General features: G+C 65.2%; 20 protein-coding genes. 14 read left to right on the forward strand and 6 right to left on the reverse strand.

Annotated elements, in window-relative coordinates; translation table 11 throughout:
- Positions 1-157 precede the first annotated feature (157 nt).
- The 3 genes from ABXJ56_RS15555 to ABXJ56_RS15565 all read left to right on the forward strand — a co-directional run bounded on the left by ABXJ56_RS15555 (position 158) and on the right by ABXJ56_RS15565 (position 2,192).
- A complete protein-coding gene (locus ABXJ56_RS15555) occupies positions 158-1,183 on the forward strand; it encodes a PDDEXK nuclease domain-containing protein (RefSeq protein WP_354000632.1) in 1,026 nt (341 codons plus the stop codon).
- A 156-nt stretch (positions 1,184-1,339) separates the two neighbouring features.
- Positions 1,340-1,627 carry a hypothetical protein gene (locus tag ABXJ56_RS15560; RefSeq protein WP_354000633.1) on the forward strand — a complete coding sequence of 96 codons (288 nt, stop codon included), beginning with the start codon at positions 1,340-1,342 and terminating at the stop codon, positions 1,625-1,627.
- Positions 1,628-1,844: 217 nt separating this feature from the next.
- On the forward strand, positions 1,845-2,192 hold the full coding sequence (locus tag ABXJ56_RS15565; RefSeq protein WP_354000691.1) for an RNA polymerase sigma factor: 348 nt from the start codon (positions 1,845-1,847) through the stop codon (positions 2,190-2,192).
- Between the two features lie 171 nt (positions 2,193-2,363).
- On the opposite strand, the gene ABXJ56_RS15570 is transcribed toward ABXJ56_RS15565, so the two are convergent.
- Together ABXJ56_RS15570 and ABXJ56_RS15575 are read right to left on the reverse strand one after the other, a co-directional pair.
- Positions 2,364-2,630: a hypothetical protein gene (locus ABXJ56_RS15570; protein WP_354000634.1), complete on the reverse strand. Its 267-nt coding sequence runs from the start codon at positions 2,628-2,630 to the stop codon at positions 2,364-2,366.
- Between the two features lie 76 nt (positions 2,631-2,706).
- Positions 2,707-3,528, reverse strand: coding sequence for a cutinase family protein (locus ABXJ56_RS15575; RefSeq protein ID WP_354000635.1), 822 nt, complete (start codon positions 3,526-3,528; stop codon positions 2,707-2,709).
- A 608-nt stretch (positions 3,529-4,136) separates the two neighbouring features.
- On the opposite strand from ABXJ56_RS15575, the gene ABXJ56_RS15580 reads away from it, so the two are divergent.
- The 3 genes from ABXJ56_RS15580 (at position 4,137) to ABXJ56_RS15590 (ending at position 7,310) form a co-directional block, all read left to right on the forward strand.
- A complete protein-coding gene (locus ABXJ56_RS15580; RefSeq protein WP_354000636.1) occupies positions 4,137-4,634 on the forward strand; it encodes an RNA polymerase sigma factor in 498 nt (165 codons plus the stop codon).
- Between the two features lie 306 nt (positions 4,635-4,940).
- Positions 4,941-5,537 carry an RNA polymerase sigma factor gene (locus tag ABXJ56_RS15585; RefSeq protein WP_354000637.1) on the forward strand — a complete coding sequence of 199 codons (597 nt, stop codon included), beginning with the start codon at positions 4,941-4,943 and terminating at the stop codon, positions 5,535-5,537.
- A gap of 384 nt (positions 5,538-5,921) precedes the next feature.
- Positions 5,922-7,310: a hypothetical protein gene (locus ABXJ56_RS15590; protein ID WP_354000638.1), complete on the forward strand. Its 1,389-nt coding sequence runs from the start codon at positions 5,922-5,924 to the stop codon at positions 7,308-7,310.
- 92 nt (positions 7,311-7,402) lie between these two features.
- Here the strand turns inward: ABXJ56_RS15590 and ABXJ56_RS15595 are convergent, their stop codons facing one another.
- The 4 genes from ABXJ56_RS15595 to ABXJ56_RS15610 form a co-directional block, all read right to left on the reverse strand.
- Positions 7,403-8,362, reverse strand: coding sequence for an FHA domain-containing protein (locus ABXJ56_RS15595; RefSeq protein ID WP_354000639.1), 960 nt, complete (start codon positions 8,360-8,362; stop codon positions 7,403-7,405).
- A gap of 105 nt (positions 8,363-8,467) precedes the next feature.
- Positions 8,468-9,532, reverse strand: coding sequence for a M23 family metallopeptidase (locus ABXJ56_RS15600; protein WP_354000640.1), 1,065 nt, complete (start codon positions 9,530-9,532; stop codon positions 8,468-8,470).
- A gap of 1 nt (position 9,533) precedes the next feature.
- The gene (locus tag ABXJ56_RS15605) at positions 9,534-9,818 is read right to left on the reverse strand and encodes a hypothetical protein (RefSeq protein WP_354000641.1); all 285 of its coding nucleotides are present in this window, start codon (positions 9,816-9,818) and stop codon (positions 9,534-9,536) included.
- 253 nt (positions 9,819-10,071) lie between these two features.
- On the reverse strand, positions 10,072-10,329 hold the full coding sequence (locus tag ABXJ56_RS15610; protein ID WP_354000642.1) for a helix-turn-helix domain-containing protein: 258 nt from the start codon (positions 10,327-10,329) through the stop codon (positions 10,072-10,074).
- Positions 10,330-10,594: 265 nt separating this feature from the next.
- Between ABXJ56_RS15610 and ABXJ56_RS15615 the strand changes: the two genes are divergently transcribed.
- The 8 genes from ABXJ56_RS15615 to ABXJ56_RS15650 are packed head-to-tail and all read left to right on the forward strand — an operon-like array spanning position 10,595 to position 19,450.
- Positions 10,595-11,092, forward strand: coding sequence for a DUF6668 family protein (locus ABXJ56_RS15615; RefSeq protein ID WP_354000643.1), 498 nt, complete (start codon positions 10,595-10,597; stop codon positions 11,090-11,092).
- Between the two features lie 10 nt (positions 11,093-11,102).
- Positions 11,103-11,405: a hypothetical protein gene (locus ABXJ56_RS15620; RefSeq protein WP_354000644.1), complete on the forward strand. Its 303-nt coding sequence runs from the start codon at positions 11,103-11,105 to the stop codon at positions 11,403-11,405.
- Between the two features lie 13 nt (positions 11,406-11,418).
- Positions 11,419-12,165: a hypothetical protein gene (locus ABXJ56_RS15625; protein WP_354000645.1), complete on the forward strand. Its 747-nt coding sequence runs from the start codon at positions 11,419-11,421 to the stop codon at positions 12,163-12,165.
- A gap of 2 nt (positions 12,166-12,167) precedes the next feature.
- Complete coding sequence (locus tag ABXJ56_RS15630; protein WP_354000646.1) at positions 12,168-13,796, forward strand: hypothetical protein; 1,629 nt, start codon at positions 12,168-12,170, stop codon at positions 13,794-13,796.
- The gene (locus tag ABXJ56_RS15635; protein WP_354000647.1) at positions 13,796-15,307 is read left to right on the forward strand and encodes an SCO6880 family protein; all 1,512 of its coding nucleotides are present in this window, start codon (positions 13,796-13,798) and stop codon (positions 15,305-15,307) included. Before ABXJ56_RS15630 ends, ABXJ56_RS15635 begins: the two co-directional genes overlap by 1 nt.
- Positions 15,307-16,947: an ATP/GTP-binding protein gene (locus tag ABXJ56_RS15640; protein WP_354000648.1), complete on the forward strand. Its 1,641-nt coding sequence runs from the start codon at positions 15,307-15,309 to the stop codon at positions 16,945-16,947. Before ABXJ56_RS15635 ends, ABXJ56_RS15640 begins: the two co-directional genes overlap by 1 nt.
- Entirely contained in the window at positions 16,947-18,749 is a 1,803-nt protein-coding gene (locus ABXJ56_RS15645; protein ID WP_354000649.1) for a type IV secretory system conjugative DNA transfer family protein, read from the forward strand. The genes ABXJ56_RS15640 and ABXJ56_RS15645 overlap by 1 nt, the downstream gene beginning before the upstream one ends.
- Positions 18,749-19,450, forward strand: a complete 702-nt coding sequence (locus ABXJ56_RS15650; protein ID WP_354000650.1) for a DUF4913 domain-containing protein — start codon at positions 18,749-18,751, stop codon at positions 19,448-19,450. The genes ABXJ56_RS15645 and ABXJ56_RS15650 overlap by 1 nt, the downstream gene beginning before the upstream one ends.
- Positions 19,451-19,819 lie beyond the last annotated feature (369 nt).

Here is a 19,819-nt window from a genome sequence, read left to right on the forward strand (position 1 = left end):
GCAGATGCGCGACGCTGCGGCCTACCATCGTGTCGTCAAGTCGTGTCGCAAACACCCCGGTCCGTTGACGGTCACGGCCGCCGTCAATTCACCAACACACCGTTGGCAAATTGGGACAGCGACGGCTCTGTCGGTGGGGGTGAGAGATGCTGGGGGAGTGACCGAGATCCTTCCATCCGGGTATGACATGACGCTGGCTCAGATCGTTCGAAGAGCACATGAGGCGCGTTTTGAGGTCCAACGACGCGCGAACACTGAAGTCATCGCGTTGTGGTGGTACATCGGTAACACCCTCATCGAGCGGCAAGCCGTCGAACCCTGGGGGAGTCGTGTGCTGACACGTCTGGCCGCTGATCTACGCGCGGAGTTCCCGACGATGAGGGGATTCTCGGAGTCGAACCTGCGGTATGCGCGGCGGCTCGCTGAGGCTTGGCCGAGCGAAGACACAATTCGCCAACAGCCTGTTGGTGAATTGCCGTGGAGCCACACCATTCAGCTGCTCGACAAGCTCGACGACCAGCACCTTCGGGACTGGTACGCCGCAGAGGATGTTCGGAACGGGTGGAGCCGATCTGTCCTGCAGCATCAGATTGCCACGCGGCTTCACGAGCGGGTGGGCGCGGCACCGTCCAACTTCGCATCAGCGCTCGAGCGTGCCGACTCTGACCTCGCGCAACAACTCACGAAGGATCCGTACGCGTTGGACTTCCTCGCGATCGACTCCGACGCCAGCGAACGGGTGCTCGAGGAGCGACTTACCCTGCGCGTTGTGGAGACCCTCCGCGAACTTGGGGCCGGGTTCTCATTCGTGGGCCGACAGGTGCACTTCGACGTAGATGACGACGACTTCTATGTGGACCTGCTGTTCTTCAACTGGCAACAGGTGCGGTTCGTGGTCGTGGAGCTAAAGACGAGCAAGTTCGACCCACGCGACGCCGGGCAACTGGGCTTCTACGTGGCATTGGTGGACGATCGGATGCGGATTCCTGAGCTGCACGCGCCCACGGTCGGCATCCTTCTCGTCGCGGATAAGAACGAAACGGTCGTCAGATACTCCTTGGCCGGATCGACGCAACCGGTGGCCGTCAGCCGCTACGAGCTTTCACCGGCCGAGCAGGCGACGCTGCCAGCGGAGGAAACGTTGACGAAGATCGCCGTCGATGTAGCCGAAGGCGCGAGCTGAACGCCAACTCACTGGCACCCGCGCGAATCGCTCTGTGTGGCCGCGCCAGGCCCATCACGGGAGCCAACCACCACGGTAGAGCTGCCCTCAGGGGTCCTGGTTGAACCCATCCCCATCACCTGGGTGACGGAGTCAGGTCACGAGGAGACCAGCCGGGTGTGGATCGAGCTCCGCCACCCGCAACCCGGGGACCGGTCGATTCTCGACCAAACAATCGTGGCCCGGGACTGGTCGGGACTCGGTCAGCAGCTGTACGACGACAGTGATCACCTGATGACGGGCGACGCAGACGACGAAACTCGCGTGACGAGCAGCCTGACGCCGGTTCTCCAGGAGTTTGTGGGCGAGACCTTCCCCGGAGTGCACTGGCTCAGTGACGGTATCGAGACAACCGATCGAGCCGTCGATGCGTGGGGAATGACGTGTCTGCCTGAGGCGCGGTGATGGCGTCCATCCATGGTCGTGCCGCCCGGGCCGAAGCCGCCGCGAAAGCCCACGCGCCAGCCGTGCTGGCCTACTTCGCCCGTCGAGTCGACCCTCCTCACCACGCGGCAGACCTCCTGGCAGAGACGCTCCTGATCGTGTGGCGTCGTGCCTTCCATTGCCCGCCGTCGACGAGGAGATCAGACCTTGGATGTTCGGTGTGGCACGAAATGTCCTGATGCACCATCAGCGGCGAGCTCGGCGCCAGCGCGCCGTTGCCGATCGACTGCGGGAGGCTCTCTCCACCACCCCGAATCCAGGCTTCACCGATCCCAGCGAACATCAGGACCTGCACGACGCCGTCGCGGCGCTGGACCCCATTGATCGCGACATCATCGGCCTTGTCCACTGGGAAGGGTTCTCCCTGGCCGAAGCGAGCAGCATCCTCGGAAAGAAAGAGGGGACCGTGCGAGGCCGATATCATCGCGCGCGAACGGCCCTCCGCAGCCAACTCGAAGCCGATACGACCGCGAGCGTCGTCGACCCCGCAAGGCCTGCTCGCCAAACAAGCACTGCCCCCTTCTAGCCGACCTGAGATCTGACTTGCTAGCGGGTGCTCTACGGTGCGTCTCAGCACCGCACCCATCGGTGCGAGCCGAGCACTGGGCGGACGATCGAACCGGGGTGGCACATCGCACGACGCCGTGCGATGTGCCACCCCGCCGGATGAACGATCTGCTGGAAAACGTGCGTCGACTCAGAACCGCATCGCGAAATAGGCCACCTGAGTAGCGACGGCAAAGCCACCCGAAACAATCACGATCGCGACCATCGGCGGAGCTAGCACCCACCAGCCTCGGTTTCTCAGTAAGACAACCCCGCCGCCGGACGCAACCAACGCCGCTAAAGCAAGCCCAAAGAACGCGTTGACGGCGAGTGAGAGGGCGGCGTAGTCACAGGAGTCGGTGCAATGCGCCGTATTGAGAGGAGTGAGATACATCAGCCAGCAGAGCACGAGCGACACGAGGATCTGTACGACCAACAACCCTGTCGCGTGTGGTAGCCGCCGGACAGGCGGAGCCGATGTCATTTTGCTCACCTCAATTCGTGTTTGCAGTCATGTATTGCGCCCATTCGAATGCGCTTTGTGCAATGTTCTTGTACGAGTTGTGCGTCGAATTAGTGGATGTGCTCTGTAAGAGATTCTGGCACGCCCAATCATTCGTGAAGCAATAGGACCGGATCCGACTAAAGTATCCTTGACCTGCTCCCTGATAGGGCCACCCGTACTGCCAGTACCATGATTGCAGACGGTCCGTCCAGTAGGCGCCTCGCCCACCAAGCAAACCATGTCCCGAGGACGCGTACCCCGGGGCATTAAAGTTCATACCAGCCTTCCACAGCGGATCGCCGTAAAGAATGACTGCCTTGACTTGGGCCTTAGCTGCGTCTGAGAGTCCGTTGTGCGCAAGCGCCTGTGCTATGACATCCGCTCCCTGAGAATGGCCGGCAAGTACAATCGGCGGGTCGTACACGCAAGCCGTGATCAGGTTGAGTTCATTGATCAAACGCTGTGTCCCCGTCTGTTGACTGGTGATGTAGCTTCCAGGACCTGTAGCGGGGTAGTTCAGACTCGCTGACCAGAGATAGGAGCCCAGACTCGCGGCGAACTTCGCCCTGACCGGCTCCACTTGGTCGCCGTGCCCACCGCTCAACCAGAGATTGGGACCCGATGGGTTGGTTCCGGCGTTGGCGCCGGTCCCTCTCACACCAATGAAAATGACCCCAGCCTGGCATCGATCCGAAACCGCCGCGGCCGGCGTGGGTCTAGCGAGGGGCACAGCGGCGATTACGAGCGCGAAGACAATGATTGCGACACGAAACCACCTCCTCCCCGACCCGCGTGAGATTGAGTGTTCCATGTCAGTTCCTCCTCGAGATGTACACGGTTCCCCGTCGGCAGCGGACGCTGCGTCCGCTCATCTCCGGGACGGTAGCTGCGGTCGCAATAGTCGTCGATGCAATAGATTCCGTTGCGTATGTGTGCCCTAGAGGTCACACGCGAGGTCTAGTCGCCGTGTCGATCCCTAAGACCAGCTTCACATCGCCCCCACCACGAAGCATTCGCCGGTGAACTGAAGCCGCGCATGCTTCCACATGTCCCCCGTTCGGAGGACAGACATCGCGACGCCGACTGCCTACCATCACCAATCAGGACATCCCGGGGGGGCGTGCATGGCAGCTTAGAAAGCATTTGAACGAGAGCAGCGCGGGACTGTGTCGCGGTTGGGTTACGCTATGCACACCTCACGACTCAGCCAAGGGGTATCCCAAGAGTTTGTAGCGCTGCAGGCAGGCATTTCGTGCGGCACATATAACACTCTGGAGCGCGGTTTTTCCGGAACCGGTGCCGTCGCAAATCCCACGCTTGCAACCCTGGTTGGCGTGTTCACAGTCCTCGACATTGATCTGTCAGAACTAATGCGAAGTCTCACCGAATACCGGTCTCGTTGATTTCCGCCATCACGCAGTGGATCCGCATCGCCCGCTCATCGGCCTTGTCTACTGGGAAAGGTTCTCCCTGGCCGAAGCGAGCAGCATCCTCGGAAAGAAAGAGGGGACCGTGCGAGGCCGATATCATCGCGCGCGAACGGCCCTCCGCAGCCAACTCGAAGCCGATACGACCGCGAGCGTCGCCGACCCCGCAAGGCCTGCTCGCCAGACAAGCACTGCCCCCCAGCCGAACCGAAAATCTCGGCTTGCTCCCGGGCACCTAGATCGCGATGCGAACCGCGGTTGTCTAGGGAGCGGGGTAGACAAACGTGAGTGCGGTTGTGGTGACCACGAACCAGAAGATCACGGAGCCGGCGACGGCCATGACGGACCATCACCAGAGCCGACGACAAGCTGGGCGGCTTATCGCCCAATACGCGAAGACGACGGCGCTGATGCCACAAATGGCCGTCGCGATCACAGCCATGACGGTAGCTGCCCAGCCAGATTGAAGTGTGAGCAGACTGTCGTCTGACATCAGCCAGTACACGTGCGGCCGACGAGCCATGCCGCCCGCAGATCGGCTTTCAGGGGGGCGGGCGAGGCGTTATCCGTTTCTGCAGCGATTGCGGATCTCGCAAGTAGTACAACTACAACCTGACATAACGTTGATTATCAGCAAGTACGCCGCCCGCGCTCCAACCTGCGCCGACCAACGCTTGTGGTCCCAAGCTGTTACCGATTTCGCGCGTCGAGCGGCATGGAAGTGCGGACTTGCGGTCGAGACCGCGACCGAACGCGCTCGCTCGTTGCCTGTAACCTTCAAAGAGTCGGACCCGACGTGAGCGCCCAAAGCATGAACCCTGATGGAAAAACAGACGCTGAGCTCCTGGAGCTGACTGCGGCGGGAGACAAGACTGCCTTTCGGATCATCTTCCGTAGACACGAGGCGCCTGCCTACGGGCTAGCCCTCAACATCGTCCGCTCCTCCGCGGACGCTGAGGAGGTCGTGGGCTCAGCGTTCATGGAGCTATGGCGAAAGCGCAACAGCGTGCGATTCGTCAACGGTTCTGTGCGCCCGTGGCTGATGGTTTCCGTTTCTCACATATGTCGAAACCACATCCGCGGCCGCTCTCGGCACGGTCGCCTACTGGCAAGGCTGCCGCCTCCGGAGCACTTTCCTGATCATGCGGATGAGATCGCTCGCGTCCTGGACGACCAAAATCACGCTGATGACGTCCGCGCGGCAATTGCGGAGCTGCGAGAAGCTGAAGCCGCCATCGTGATCCTTTGTGTTCTGGAAGAAGTACCGATGGAAGAGGCTGCCCGCATACTGGGAATTCCGCTGGGAACGGCGAAGTCGAGACTCTCTCGCGCCAAATCGCGACTAAAAGACAGGCTCGACCATCTTCGACTCCGGACGGGGGGCAGCACGTGAGAAACGACCGTCGGATGCCTCGATCAGAGAAGATCGAAGAGGCCCTGACGAGCGAGATCGCTCGCGATCTCGCTCGTCGTCAACGGCACCCTCGACGCAAGGTGAAGCTTCTCGCGTTCGCAGCGCTGACAGCTGCGACAGCAACAGCGGCCATCGCGATCTTCCTCGCTGTAGGGCCCTCAAGCAACAATCTCGTCCCTTGCGATTACGTCGCGCAGACTGCATCGCCGACACCAGAACACGCTCCGTCCGATTCGCCGACTCTGGAGGCACAGCCCGCAATCCAGCAACCTTGCGATCCCCGGCCCTAATGATCTGGGAACCAATAGCTGGGTCCCGGACATTCCTTACTGGGAGCCGTTCCCGAAGGAAGAGGAGCAAGGTATGAAGTTTCGTCGGTGGGCCGCTGTTGGCGCCTGCATTGCCGTAGCCGGTGCCGCGCTGGTGGCGCCAAGTATCGCAAGCGCTCAGGAACCACACGTTTTGGAGCATAAGCTGCGCGTCACACCGACGTCAGCGGCGACCACCAGCCCACCTAAGCCGGACGAAAGCCTGACGCTGAGTGATGCTCTCCCGGAACCGCTAACGGCATCGAGTTACGACGACCCGGGCGAGCGGTTGGCTCTACCGGTCGTGACCGGCACGCTGCTTGAGACAGCGACATCCATCGAGACCTCACTCAAGGACGATCCTCAGTTCAACGTGGTCGAGATCCTCCCAGACCGCTCTGGTATCGGAGTGTGGTGGTTCGGTGAGCCCAACGCCACCCTGAAAGAGCTGCTCACGAATAGCGAAGTGGCGATCTCCGTCCAGCAGACCAAGTTCCTTCCCGCAGATCTCCGGAAGGCACGCGATCAACTGCTCGCCGAACACGAGTCGCTGATAGCGATCGTGACGATCCCCAAGGAGGGTGACGGCGTCGAAGTGCAGCTGACCTCAAATGCGGACGCGGGTTCCCGGCGGGCTGCAGAAGATGCAGTGATCGAGGAGTTCAGTCAACGCGTCGGGCTGCCGGTGACTATCGAGGGTCGTGCCACAGTTGACCTGGCATCACGAAAGAACGACATCTACGTCCTGGGCGGAGCAAAGGTGTGGCGATGGAACGGGAGCACCCTTGTCGGTTCGTGCACAACAGGTTTCCCTGCCCAGAATGCGGCGGGCGCCAAAGGGGTGATGTTTGCGGCCCACTGTCAGTCCGGGCAGTGGGTCCGCTACCCCAACGACACTGGCGCGACCGTCTTCCCTTACGGAAACAACGGAACGTCATCGCTCAGCACTGTCGCATACGACGGCGCCATCATCGAGACCACCTTCAATAACCCTGGCTTTTACACCGGCAACAGCACGAGCGCGACCTACACCGCGCTGAACGGCGCGGCAACACCCCCGGTCGGAGCGGAAATCTGCTACTCGGGCCAGCCGTCAGGCCTCATCTGCGGAAACATCGTCCAAAGCAAGAGCACCGTCAATGTGACTGGCTTCGGCTCCGTCACTGGGTACCTCACCCAGCAATCCGTGAACACGCCCGCCGTCGGTAACGGCGACAGCGGGGGCCCGGGTTACATGCTCGTTAACGTCGGCGGGACCCTGAAACGTTATGGTGCCACCATCATCTCTGCCACCGTCAACGCAAGCGTGAACTGCAGTGGGGAACCGGGTTTTGGCGACCCCAACGTGAGCCCGTACTTTCGGTGGTGTAGCTCGACGGTCCTCTCTACAGGAGTCACTGACATCTCGTCAGCGCTTGGATGGACATTGACCACGACGCCGTAGAGCCCAGCGCTGGTTTGACCCCGGGACTGTCACCGGGGTCAAACCAGCGGCCTGGACCGAAGCGTTACCGCGACCATCACCAGAGCTAGAATTCACCGAAGATCGTGGTTGCCGTCGGATGGGTACGAGAGTGATCCTGGCCATTGGAGCCTCACCAGACACTCGACATCGCCCAGTAGCAGCGTTGTGCCATCCGGGATCGCCGTGGGCTCACCCGTGGCCAGCACGTGCTGCCGTGACATGGTCAGTAGTTCGACTCCGTTGGCGGCGCCGAGGTCGGTGACCCAAATACGGCCGGTCGCATCGACATCGATTGCGGCGTGTGTACGGGAGAGTTGGCGGCCAGGACTAGCAACCGCGACAGGATGCCTCCCGTCGATGCCAAGTGGATCTCGACCAATGACGACACTACGTGGAACGATGACGCTGTGGTGGGGACCGAAAGCCAGCCGAAGCGCGGGCTGATGCCTGGCACTCGCGGCTCCACCGCCATCCGCTGTCCGGGAAGCCCGCTGCGAGATTCTTTGACTACTTGCCTCTGCTGCAGCTCCGTCCCGGGCAGGCGTGTCCAGAGGGTTCTTCTTGACCCGCGGGGCACCGGCTCCGGATCGATGATTGGCGTTGCTTCTTTCGTGCGGTGGCACCTCGACGCGCAGCGGCTCTTGGATGCCGCACTGCACGCACGAGCGAGAGGAGACTGACTGCAACCGTCGGCAGTGCCGGCAGCGGCCCTCGTCGATGCTCAGTCCGACCGCGGGTGGGATGAATCCCCGAGCGTCGACAAGCTGCACGTACCCCTCGGGGCGCACGGCGAGGGGGTAGCTGTCCTCGCCCTCGGTGACGTCGAGACGTACGGGGCGGCGCAGCCGGACCGCGTAGGAGACGGCGCGGGCGACCATACCTGTCCGAAGGGCGGAGACTGACTCGGCCGCGCACGCTCGGGTGACGCCGTTGACTGTGAGGGTGCCGGTGCCGTCGTCGTTGAGCTCCGCGCTCAGTCGTGGCCAGGACTGCACGCGATGAAGCCCGGCTGCGGGCTGTATGGGGTTCATGCGGCCCCTTCAATCACGACAGCAGCGCCACACAGTGCGAAGTAACTGGAGCCGGGGACGCTGGTGGGGAGTTCGCGGGTGGGGGTCATGGTCGTCTCCGTTTCTCTAGCCGAGGGGCACGCCGACTTGGCGCATGAAGAGGTCGGGGTCGACGGTGTCGCCGTTTATGTGGACCTCGAAGTGCAGGTGGCATCCGGTGGATTCCCCGGAGGATCCTTCGAGGCCGATCTGCTGTCCGGCGGTGACTTTGTCGCCGACGTTCACGAACATGCCGCTGTCGTACATGTGGAGGTAGCGGCTGGCGATGCCGGCGCCGTGGTCGATCTTGATGTACCCGTTGCCGCCTCGGTCGAAGCCACGGCCGACGACGACACCGTCCTGGATGGACCAGATCGGGGCGTCGCAGCCGGCGGCGAGGTCGATGCCGGCGTGGAAGCGGAGGGTGCCGTAAATCGGGTGGATGCGGGGACCGTAGGGGCTGGTCACTGGACCGGTGTTCGGCAGCGCCCACCCGGCGGCGCTGATCTCCCCGGGGACGAGGGAACCGCCACACACGGCCGGGCTCGCGCCGCCGAGGCCGGTCTGCGCGCCAGTGAGGCCTTCAACGATCTGCACGGCCGGAGCCCAGTACCGCTCGTAGTGGTACGGGTCGGCGTTGACCTGTGTGCGGTGCGCCACAATCGTCGGCTCGAGGGAGTCCCGGTCCGGCACCTTCTGGATCATCTCTTGGAAGAACTTCGTCGACGTGACATACGGGTCCAGCCGCTCCTCTCGGGTGCCCCATCCGTCTTGCTGCTGGAACAGGCCGATCGATGTGGTGCGTGAGCCGTCCGGATTGATCACGCCGCCGGTTTCCCAGTCGCCGTAGTCGATGTTCCGGAGGCTGGATTCCCCCATTGCGGTCATCACACCGATGGTCTGATCCCGGACGGTGAGGCCTTCGTCTTTGCCGGCTTGGATGACGTGCGCGGCGTTAACGAGCTGCTCGTGCCCGTACCCTGCGATCTCCGTCTGCGGAACGGATCCCGGGTCGATGGTGACGCTGACGCCCGCCGCGACGGTGCTCACGCACGAGTCCTCATCGCCGACGATGACGAAGCCGAGGAGCGTGCCGATGAACAGCAGCGGCACCGCAGCGATCGCATACGCCCCGCTTTTCGGGCCCGCCACGCTAGTTCACACCAGCCGGCAGGAGGAACCGGTTCGCCAGCCACGGCGCATCCGCGTCGGCGCGGCTGAGGATCACGCTGTACACCCCGGCGTCGGTGGGGACATCGACGTAGGCGACGTACGCACTCGTTTCATCGGTGAGGACACCGGGACCGGTGACACCGGAGGCGACGATGCGGGCCGGGTCCATGTACGCGTAGTCCTGGGTGGCTTTCTGATCAAGAAGCGGCTGCAGCTGCGCCCACCACTGCTCGAACGGAACCGTCGGCTGGGCGTAGGCAGTCATCACGGTTTCTGCGGCAGTGATCGCGCTCTGCCTCGAGGACGCATCCCACGACGGGACAGGACCGGGCGTGATGGCCTCGCGGCTGGCGTCATCGACATACCCCGCAGGACCCGGCGGAAGCGGCTCCGGCGTCGCCGAGGCAGGGCTTGCGCCACCGACACCAGGGGTCGGGGCCGAAGACGGTGGGGTGGTGCAGGCAGATAACGCGATCACCAGGGTGGCGACGGCAAGAATCAAACCTGTCTTCCGCATGTCAGTCGTCCCGTGCTCCCTCTGTCCCCTCGGCTTCTGCCGCCGCTTTCCGGCCTCGAATGTTCGCGCCGTTGCGGAGTGTGTCTTTCAGTTCGTCACGAAGAATGAGCCACGTCGTCCCCACCCTGTAGCCGGGAATGATGCCGTCCCGGAGCCAGACGTATACGGTCTTCTTCGTGGTTCCCAGCCGCTCAGCCACTTCCGTGGGGCCGAGTGTCGGGGGGTCAAGCTGGAATAGGTCGTCAATGGCGTCGGGCACAGCCATGTCCTCTCTGAGTTTCACAAAGACTACCCAGAAACAGCCCGATCGTTAATGAAAAGAATCTAATGTAGCGAAACGGGCTATTCGTTTCAGATTTGCCTACCCTTGAGCAAGCGTGATTCCCCAGGTCACGCGAACAGGGGGCAGCATGAGCGATCAGACGAACCCGTGGCTTTCTCGCCCGGTCGCAGCGTCGACCGAATACCAGGCACCGATTACCGCGGTCCCGTCAACGTTCGGGCCGGTTGCTCCACAACGGGGTGTGCCCGCACCGGATCAGGTCGACAGGCTCCCCATCCGCGACCAACGCCCCTCCCCCGCCGTGTGGTGGGTGGGCGCTCACGGCGGGGCGGGTGAATCCACCCTCGCCGCACTCACCCCTGGCTGGTCTGCCGCATCCGGCCACGCCTTCCCCCGACACACCGACCGCACCACCTCACAGGTGGTGATCGTTGCTCGCTCGAACGCCGCAGGGCTCCGCGCCGCACAAAACGCGCTCCGTCAATGGGGTGCAGGACTCACCCCCTCCAACGTGCTCGGGCTGATCGTCATCGCCGATGCGCCCGGACGCATCCCCCGGATCCTTCGCGATCGCGCCGCGATCATCGGCGGCGGCGGTCCCCGCACCTGGCATGTGCCGTGGATTGACGCCTGGCGTTTCGAAGACCCCACCTCCGTCCCCATCCCGCGCGACCTCCAGCGAGTCTTCGACGAGCTGCGCGCACTCCCTGACATCGGTGCCACCGGCACCGTCAACTGAAAGGCAAGGCATGTCCGTCATCGACATGATCCAGACCACGGCTCACACCGCCGTCAACCTCGCTGGCCTCATCCCCAACCCCGAGCCCGTGCAGCCCCCGGGAACCGAGGGAGTGACCACGATCCTCGCGTGGCTGAAATGGATCGGATACGTCGTCGTCGGCGGCGCGATCATCATCGGCGGAATCCTCATCGCTGTCAGCTTCCGCCGCGGCGAAGGCCACGACGCCCTCCCCAAGGTTCTGTGGCCCATGGCCGGCGCGATCGTCATCGGCGGCGGTGCCGCCCTGATCGGTGTCCTCGCCGGGGCCTGAGAGACGCACCCGCATGGCTGAGGACGACACCCAGCAAAACCCGTTCAGCCGCCCCGGCTTCATCATCGGCGCAATCGTGGTGGCCGCGCTGATCATCGCCGCCATCTTCCTCACCGTTCTCAACCTGAACCGCGGAGACGAAGCCGCCTCACCACCACCTGGTCCGGCGAGCCCTGCCGCTACTCCGACCCCGACCCCAGACGCATCCGAGGCCGCGAACGGCGCGAGCGCGTGTGGTCTGGACGGAGAGGTACTGACAGGGACGGTGACCACAGCACCCTCCGCGGAGTGGGCATACGTGCGCACGGTGGCGTATCCGACGTCGTCTACTTTCGGGCCGGCCGCATCGAGCCCTGAGGGTGTACCCACGTGCTTCCAGCACTCCCCCACCGGAGCCCTTTTTGCCGCGGCGACGGCTCTAGCCATTCCGGCTGAGCCGACGCTCGTCCGACCATGGCTTGAGAACGGGCTTAGCAGCGGCCCGTACCGCGAGTCCCTGCTGAGCGACGCCGAGAACACGTCGGACTCCTCCGGCATTCGCCTTCAGCTCGTGGGATTCAGGGTGCTTGCGTACGACGGAGAAACCGCCCGGATCGACCTCGCTGTGCGGGGGTCGACCCAAGGAACAACCATCACCGCCTCGACTGTCTACGACCTCATCTGGGAAGACGGGGACTGGAAGATCAACGCCAACGTCGCCAACCCGTTCGATTTCGCAACGATCCCTGATACCTCGGGGTACATCGCCTGGGGGCAATAGACGTGGCGTGCAGCATCGTCTCCCCACAGGACTGCATCGGAGACGTCATTGGTGGCGCCGTAGGCGACGCGATCGAGAACCTGGCGAATGCGGTGCTCGAGGCCTTCGGCAAAGCGGTCGCTTCTCTCGGGACGCTATGGGTCAACGTCGGCACCCCGAACCTCACCGGAACCGGCGGTGGTTCATCTATCGCGGCCGGAACCACCGCGCCGAACTCTGACGGCATCATCACGGTGCTTGGCTGGGTGACCTGGATCTCGATCATCGTGGCCGGGATCTCGATCGTTCTCCTTGGCGCTTTGATAGCGACTCGGATGCGGAACGGCGAGGGGTTTCAAGCCGCCGGCCGGCTGGGAATTGTGCTCGGGGCTGTGTTCTTGATGAGCGGCGCGACCGCCCTCGTGTCGGGGCTGCTGCCCCGGGGCCCGCAGGGGGCGGGCGGGACGGTGCTGTTTCTGCAGTCGTCGCTGTGGTGGTACATGGGCGCGGCGGCGGTGGTGTCGGTCATCATCGGCGGCGTCCGCATGGCCTGGGAACAGCGCGCCGAACCCGGCAAAGACACGGTGAAGAGCCTCCTGACTCTCATCGTCGTTGCCGGGGCCGGGGTGACCATCGTGGGTCTTCTCGTGTCGGCCTTCGACGCGTTCTCGGTGTGGATCCTCAACGGTGCGCTGAGCTGCGACGTCGGCGCCGACTCCGCGTGCTTCGGTGAGAACATCGCCCGCCTGCTGGTGTTGACAGCCGATCTGAACGCGGGTGGCCTGGGGGCGCTTCTGGTCATCATCCTCGGGATCGTCGCGATCCTCGCGGCGGCGGCTCAGATCGTGCTGATGATCGCCCGCGGCGGGATGCTCGTGATCCTCACGGGCCTTCTGCCGTTGTCGGCGGCGGCGACCAACACGGAGATGGGCAAGAGCTGGTTCAAGAAGAACGTGGGCTGGCTTGTCGCCTTCATCCTCTATAAGCCCGCCGCGGCGATCGTCTACGCCGCCGCGTTCCAGCTCACCGGAACGAACATCTTCCAGGACGACGGGTCCGGCTTCATCGCCGTGCTCACGGGCCTGATCCTCATGGTGCTGGCTCTGGTCGCACTGCCCGCGCTGATGCGGTTCGTAACCCCGCTCGTCACGTCTCTCTCAGCCGGCGCCGGCGGTGCGCTGGGGGCTGCGGCGGTGATGGCGTTGCCTTCGGGCGCTGCGGCCATGGGTCGCCTGGCGACCGGCTCGAGCGGTGGCTCGTCGGCGGGCGGCGGTCCTGGCGCAACGGGCGGGCAGGGCTCGAGGGGCTCGATGGGTCCATCCGGCGCGAACGGTGGGGGCCAGTCGGCCCCTCAGGCCGCGCAAGCGTCTAACGCCGGTGGGGGCACGACGGGGGCTGCGGCCTCCTCGGGTGCCGCGGGTGGTGGTACGGGTGCTGCCGCGGCATCCGCCGGTGGCGGTGCTGCCGCCGGTGGTGGTGCTGCCGCCGGTGGTGGTGCTGCCGCGGGTGGAGCGGCTGCGGGTGCTGCGGGTGGCCCGGTCGGCGTGGCCGCGGGTGTCGCGATCGGTGCGGCAACCCAGGGGGTGCGGGCGGCGTCGGGGGCGGCGAAGAACGTTGGCGATCAAGCGACAGGTGAAGGGAGCGTGAGCTGATGGTGACCGTAGAGACAAGCCGTAAGGGCGTGCGCACATACGGGAACTGGCGTCAGCCCACCTCTCCCGGCCTCCTGGGGCTCGGCACGGTCGGCACGGGCCTGATGTTCGTGGCGTTGTTGATCGTCATCGTCGTGCTGATGACGACGAACATCCTCAACGCCGTCGTCACCGCCGCAGTGTTCGGGGGGATGATTCTGCTGCTGACCGTCCGTGACGGCGACGGTCGCAGCGTCCTCTCACGCACCGCGAACCGTGCCGCGTGGGCGTCCACGAAGCGACGGAAAGCAAACGTGTACCGTTCGGGCCCGTTGGGTCGCTCGGAGTGGGGCACGAACCAGCTTCCTGGCTTGGCGGCGCAGTCCCGCCTCTCCGAACATGAAGACTCCTACGCCCGCCCGTTCGCGATGATCTACAACCCGCACGCGAAGACGTACTCGATCGTCATCGGCACCGAACCCGACGGTGCCGCGCTGGTCGACCAGGAACAGGTCGACCTGTGGGTGGCCGACTGGGGACACTGGCTGCGGAACCTCGCCGACGAGCCCGGAATGGAAGCCGCTCAGGTCACGATCGAGACGGCTCCCGATTCGGGGCGTCGCCTGCGCCGCGAGGTGGAGACCAACACAGACCCGGACGCACCGGATTTCGCCAAGGCGATGCTCGGTGAGGTGGTGATGAACTACCCCGCCGGCTCGTCGACGGTGAAGGCGTATGTGGCGTTGACGTTCGCGGCGGCACCCCGCAAGGGTGCCAAGCCGCGCACCCCGGAGGACATGGGCCGCGAGCTGGCCGCGCGTCTTCCCGGCCTCACCGCGACCCTGCAAGCAACCGGCGCGGGAGCGGCACACCCGCTGACGGCTCAGGAGCTGTGCGAGACAATCCTCGTCGCATACGACCCGGCCGCAGCGACCCTGATCGACGACGCCCACGCCAACGGCGAAGTGCCCGACCTGAACTGGGCCGACGTCGGCCCCACCGCAGCGCAAGCGAACTGGGACAGCTACCGGCACGACTCGGCAACATCGATCACCTGGCAGATGACCCAAGCCCCCCGCGGCCTCGTGCAATCGGGGGTGCTGGCGCGTCTACTCGCCCCACACCGCGACATCGCCCGCAAGCGCGTGACGCTGCTCTACAAACCGATCGACCCCGCCCGTGCCGCCGCGCTCGTCCAAGCCGACGTGCGCGCGGCGGAGTTCAAAGCCACCTCAACCCGCAAACCGGCCGCGCGCGACTCCCTCGCGCTGCGGTCAGCTCAGGCCACGGAATCCGAGGAGGCATCAGGTGCAGGCCTGGTGAACTTCGGTATCCTCGTCACCGCCACCGTCATCGACCCGAACAAGGAAGCCGACGCGCGCGCCGCGGTCGACAACCTCGGGGCCACCGCGCGTCTGCGGCTGCGGCCCGTGTACGGCTCACAGGACAGCGCGTTTGCCGCGACGCTTCCCCTCGGGCTCGTGCTCACCAAACACGTGTCCGTCCCGACAGCACTCAGGGAAGGCATCTGATGAGTCCCGACCTGATCGCGCTGCTCGTCCTCGGAGGCCTCGCCGTGCTGGTCGTGGTGGGTGCGCTAATCTTCGTCCGCACAGGGCGCACGAACACCGAATCCGGCGCCACCGCGTCCGGCGGGACGCTCACCGCACGCGGGTGGAGCGGACCTGGCGGCGGCATGTCGACGTACCTGCAACCCGTCCCCGAATGGCGGGGCACAACGGTGCAAACGTGCGGGCTGTGGCCGTACGCGATCGGTGCCGGCACGCCCATGGTGGGGGTCCCGTTGGGCCGTCACATTCACACCGGTGCGACGCTCTGCGCGGACCCGATTTCGTGGTTCCAGCGGGCAAAGCTCATCAGCAACCCGTCACTGTTCGTCCTCGGAAAGCCGGGACTTGGGAAGTCCACGGCGGTCGCTCGCATGGCGATCGGCCTCGCCGGCTACGGCGTGCAACCGCTCGTGCTCGGTGATCTGCGACCCGACTACGTGGAAGTCATCCGCGCGCTCGGCGGTCAGGTCATCACCCTCGGCCGCGGCCGCGGATACCTCAACGTCCTCGACCCCGGCGAAGCCAAGGACGCCGCGCAGCGGCTCACCGACGCCGGCTTCCGGAAAGAAGCGGGCGAAGTCCTGGAAGACGCGCACGGGCGCCGCCTGGCGATGGTGTCGTCTCTGCTGACGATCCAGCGGAAAGCGCAACCCTCCGACGTCGAAGAGTCGATCATCGACCAAGCCCTCCGCGTGCTCGATCGCACGATAGAGGGCATTCCGGTGCTGGGTGACCTGCTGCGCGTCGTGCAGGAAGGCCCGGAAGAACTTCGACAGGTCGCCGTCGACCGCGGCGACTTCCACAAGTACCAGGAGATCACCCGCGGCCTCGAAGCGTCCCTGCTCGCCCTGGCGAACGGCTCCGGGCGCCTCGGTGGTGTGTTCTCGCACCACACGACGAACCCGATGGCCCTTGACCGTCCGGTGGTCTACGACATTTCCGCGATCGGTGAGGCTGAGGGCGACCTCCGCGCGGCGACGCTGCTCGCGTGCTGGTCGAACGGTTTCGCCACGGTGAACATCGCCAATGTCCTCGCCGACGCCGGCCTGGAACCGCGCCGGCACTACTTCGTCATCATGGACGAGCTGTGGCGTGCCCTGCGCGCCGGTAACGGGATCGTCGACCGTGTGGACTTCCTCACCCGACTCAACCGACAGGTGGGTGTCGGCACGGCGATGATTTCGCACACCATGGCCGACCTGAGCGCTCTCCCGGAGGAGGACCGCTTGAAGGCGAAGGGCTTCGTCGAACGCGCGGGCATGGTCATGTGCGGCGGTCTGCCGTACACCGAAATGCCCGAGCTCACGACGGTCATCCCGTTCTCTGAGGCTGAGCAAGAGCTTCTGACCGGGTGGCAAGACCCGCCCGCGTGGGATGCCGCCACGGGCCGCGAGGTTGACCCTCCCGGCCGCGGCAAGTTCCTCGTGAAGGTCGGCACCCGACCGGGCATCCCGGTACAGGTGCAGCTCACTGAGGCTGAGCGCTCCATCCGCGACACGAACCAGCGGTGGTACGAACAGTCCCGCACCTCGCGGCGCGCGCTGCGCGTGGTGGAGGAGCTGGTGGAGGAGCACGAGGAACGCGAGAAGGAGACGGTCTGATGAGCACCCCCAACAACCGCCGCCGCGATCCGGGCGGCTTCGGCACCGAGACGCTGATGCTGCTCGCGCTCATCGTCGCGGTCGTCGGAGGGCTCATCCTCACAAACGTTGCGGTGCGCCTGGGCGCGCAGCTCGACGGCACCGCGACCGAGCTGCCGTCCGACCCGTTCGCGCTCACGATCGGGCTCTTCCTCGGCCGCGTGGCGTGGCCGGCATCCGCGACGTGGATCATCGCTGTCTTCGGCGCCGTCCTGCTCACCCTGGCGGTCTTCGCGATCGTCGGCATTGTCCGCTACCGGAAGGGTCGGACCCGCGTCGACCGCGCCAGCTCGTACATGGGCCGCGGCAAGGACGTCGCCGGCCTGAGCCGACAGAACGCCGTCCAGTCGGCCGAGCGTCTCGGCGTGAAGGGCGTCGACGGCAAGCCGGTGCTGGGTGTGCCGATCGGTAAGACGGTCGGCGGGATGCCGCTGTGGGGCACGTGGGAGGACATGCACATCGACATCTGGGGGCCCCGTACCGGGAAGACCACCTCCCGCGCGGTGCCGGCGATCCTCGACGCCCCCGGCGGCGTGCTCGTCACCTCGAACAAGCGTGACGTGGTGGACGCCACTCGCGACGTGCGCGCGGAGGCCGGCCCGGTGTGGGTGTTCGATCCTCAGGGGATCGCGCTCGAGAATCCGTCGTGGTGGTGGAACCCGCTCAGCTACGTCACCGACGAGGTGAAAGCGGCCAAGCTCGCCGATCACTTTGCGTCGGGCTCGCGCGATCCCGGAGCCAAGACGGATGCCTACTTCGACCCCGCGGGACAGGATCTCCTTGCGGGGCTCCTGCTCGCAGCGTCCCTCGATGCTCGACCGATCACGGACGTCTACGCCTGGCTGACGCGCCCCACGGAGGACGAACCGGTATCGATCCTGAATCGACACGGATACCGGCTCACCGCCGACCAGGTGCGCGGTGTCATCACCGCCCCCGAGAAGCAGCGCGGCGGTATCTACGGCACGGCGCAGCAAATGGCCTCGTGCCTCACGAACCGTCAGGTGGCGTCGTGGGTGAACCCGATCGGGCAGACCGATCTTCGCCCACAGTTCGACCCTGCCGGCTTCGTGCGCGGCGGTGGCACGCTCTACTCGCTGTCCAAGGAGGGCCGCGGCACCGCCGGCCCTCTCGTGACGGCGCTGACCGTGGCAGTCGTCGAGGCCGCGGAAGAGATCGCCGCGGCATCCCCCGGGGGCCGTCTCGCGGTGCCCCTGCTCGGCGTGCTCGACGAGGCGGCGAACGTCTGCCGCTGGCGCGAGCTGCCGAACCTCTACAGCCACTACGGCTCGCGCGGAATCGTCCTGATGACCATTCTGCAGTCGTGGTCACAGGGCATCGACGTGTGGGGCGAGTCGGGCATGCGCAAGCTGTGGTCGGCCTCCAACGTCAAGGTTTACGGCGGCGGTGTGGCCGAAGAAACGTTCTTGGAATCGCTGTCCAAGCTGATCGGTGACTACGACCGTCAGGCTTCCTCGGTGTCGTCCGGGCGCGGCGGGCGCAGCGTGAACCAGCAGCTCCACCGTGAGCGCATTCTGGACGTCGCGGACCTGTCCGCGATGCCGAAGGGTCGCGCCGTGGTGCTGTCCTCGGGGAACCGCCCGACGCTGATCCGCACGCAGCCGTGGATGACCGGGCCGCACGCCGAGAAGGTGAAGGCGTCGATCGCCGCGCACGACCCGGCGGCGCAGCGGACGATCAACGAGGCTCAGGAGTCCGTGCGCGCTGTGGCACGCACGGAGAACCTACGAGAGGCCGTCTGATGAGCGACAACTGGGGCGACGACGGGATCGAGGCCGAGCCGTTCGACGTCGACGACGAACCGACCGCGGAGCCCGAGCCCGGACGCATGTTCGGACTCGACGTCGCGGAGGTCGTCGAAAGCATGGCGCGGCCGGCCCTCGCGCGGGCGCTGCAAAAGGCCGTCCGCGACATCGCGAACGAGGTTGTCGACGCGGAAGTGGCCGAACAGCTCGATCCGTCCGTGGTCGAGGAGCTGCAACTGCAAGCGGCCACTGCCGCGCGCCGCTCGGTGGCCGCAGCGCTCGACCAGCTGGACAAGGAGCCAGCTGACGAGGAGCCCGAACTGTACTTCGGATCGGTCGACGAATTCGTGCGCGGCTACCTACTCCCCAACTACCGTCGCCGCGTGGATGGCCACCGGGTGCTCTGGGCCGCGGAGTGGTGGAAGTACGCCGAAGCCGTCGCACGCCTCGACGCCCTCTGGCGAGCGTGGGAGCACCTGCGGCAGGACGCACAGACAGGCATGTCGGTATGGTTCCGCGACCACGCCGAGCACCACATGTCAATCCTCCTCAGCCCAGAAGGACCGTTCGCATCCGCCGGCGAGGGAAAGAACCGCGAAAACACCAACGAGAAGGGCGAGCCGCTGCCCTACATCGCACCACCCGAGGGCCTGTTTCCTGACGTGCGAGAAGCCGCCCAAGCTACAACAAATCGCTGATCGTGCCACCTGATCATGGATCTGCCGCACGGTTTCGAACGCGCTCGAGATGGCATGTCGGCCAAGCTGAACCACCGGGTCAGCAGTCACGGCCCACCCCCGTGAATCACGATCACCCCGGCCAGCCCGGGAACCCGTCCACGCTGATTCCACTACTGAGACAAACTGGGCGTCGCCCGCCAGCGCGGCCTGAACCGGACCTGTCACCAGTTCGTTCCTCCCGCGCATCCTTACCACACGCCCCCGCGCGTGTGCGGCGCCGTATGCTCTGCCGCGCGAAGCCCGCAACCCGACGCACTGGTCATCGTGGTCGTGGTTCCCTTTCCGTGCCGCGCCTTCGCCTAAGCCCGATGTACCCAACCGCGGAGA

This window comes from Microbacterium aurantiacum (assembly GCF_040532595.1).
GTDB lineage: Bacteria > Actinomycetota > Actinomycetes > Actinomycetales > Microbacteriaceae > Microbacterium > Microbacterium chocolatum_B.

What these genes read in the sequence shown, in the direction of transcription:
- ABXJ56_RS15640 (WP_354000648.1), top strand. Translation starts at nt 15,307, where the DNA reads ATGAGTCCCGACCTGATCGCGCTGCTCGTCCTCGGAGGCCTCGCCGTG.
- ABXJ56_RS15605 (WP_354000641.1), bottom strand. Translation starts at nt 9,818, where the DNA reads ATGACTGCCTACGCCCAGCCGACGGTTCCGTTCGAGCAGTGGTGGGCG.
- ABXJ56_RS15645 (WP_354000649.1), top strand. Translation starts at nt 16,947, where the DNA reads ATGAGCACCCCCAACAACCGCCGCCGCGATCCGGGCGGCTTCGGCACC.
- ABXJ56_RS15625 (WP_354000645.1), top strand. Translation starts at nt 11,419, where the DNA reads ATGGCTGAGGACGACACCCAGCAAAACCCGTTCAGCCGCCCCGGCTTC.
- ABXJ56_RS15650 (WP_354000650.1), top strand. Translation starts at nt 18,749, where the DNA reads ATGAGCGACAACTGGGGCGACGACGGGATCGAGGCCGAGCCGTTCGAC.
- ABXJ56_RS15595 (WP_354000639.1), bottom strand. Translation starts at nt 8,362, where the DNA reads ATGAACCCCATACAGCCCGCAGCCGGGCTTCATCGCGTGCAGTCCTGG.
- ABXJ56_RS15590 (WP_354000638.1), top strand. Translation starts at nt 5,922, where the DNA reads ATGAAGTTTCGTCGGTGGGCCGCTGTTGGCGCCTGCATTGCCGTAGCC.
- ABXJ56_RS15565 (WP_354000691.1), top strand. Translation starts at nt 1,845, where the DNA reads ATGCACCATCAGCGGCGAGCTCGGCGCCAGCGCGCCGTTGCCGATCGA.
- ABXJ56_RS15635 (WP_354000647.1), top strand. Translation starts at nt 13,796, where the DNA reads ATGGTGACCGTAGAGACAAGCCGTAAGGGCGTGCGCACATACGGGAAC.
- ABXJ56_RS15620 (WP_354000644.1), top strand. Translation starts at nt 11,103, where the DNA reads ATGTCCGTCATCGACATGATCCAGACCACGGCTCACACCGCCGTCAAC.
- ABXJ56_RS15575 (WP_354000635.1), bottom strand. Translation starts at nt 3,528, where the DNA reads ATGGAACACTCAATCTCACGCGGGTCGGGGAGGAGGTGGTTTCGTGTC.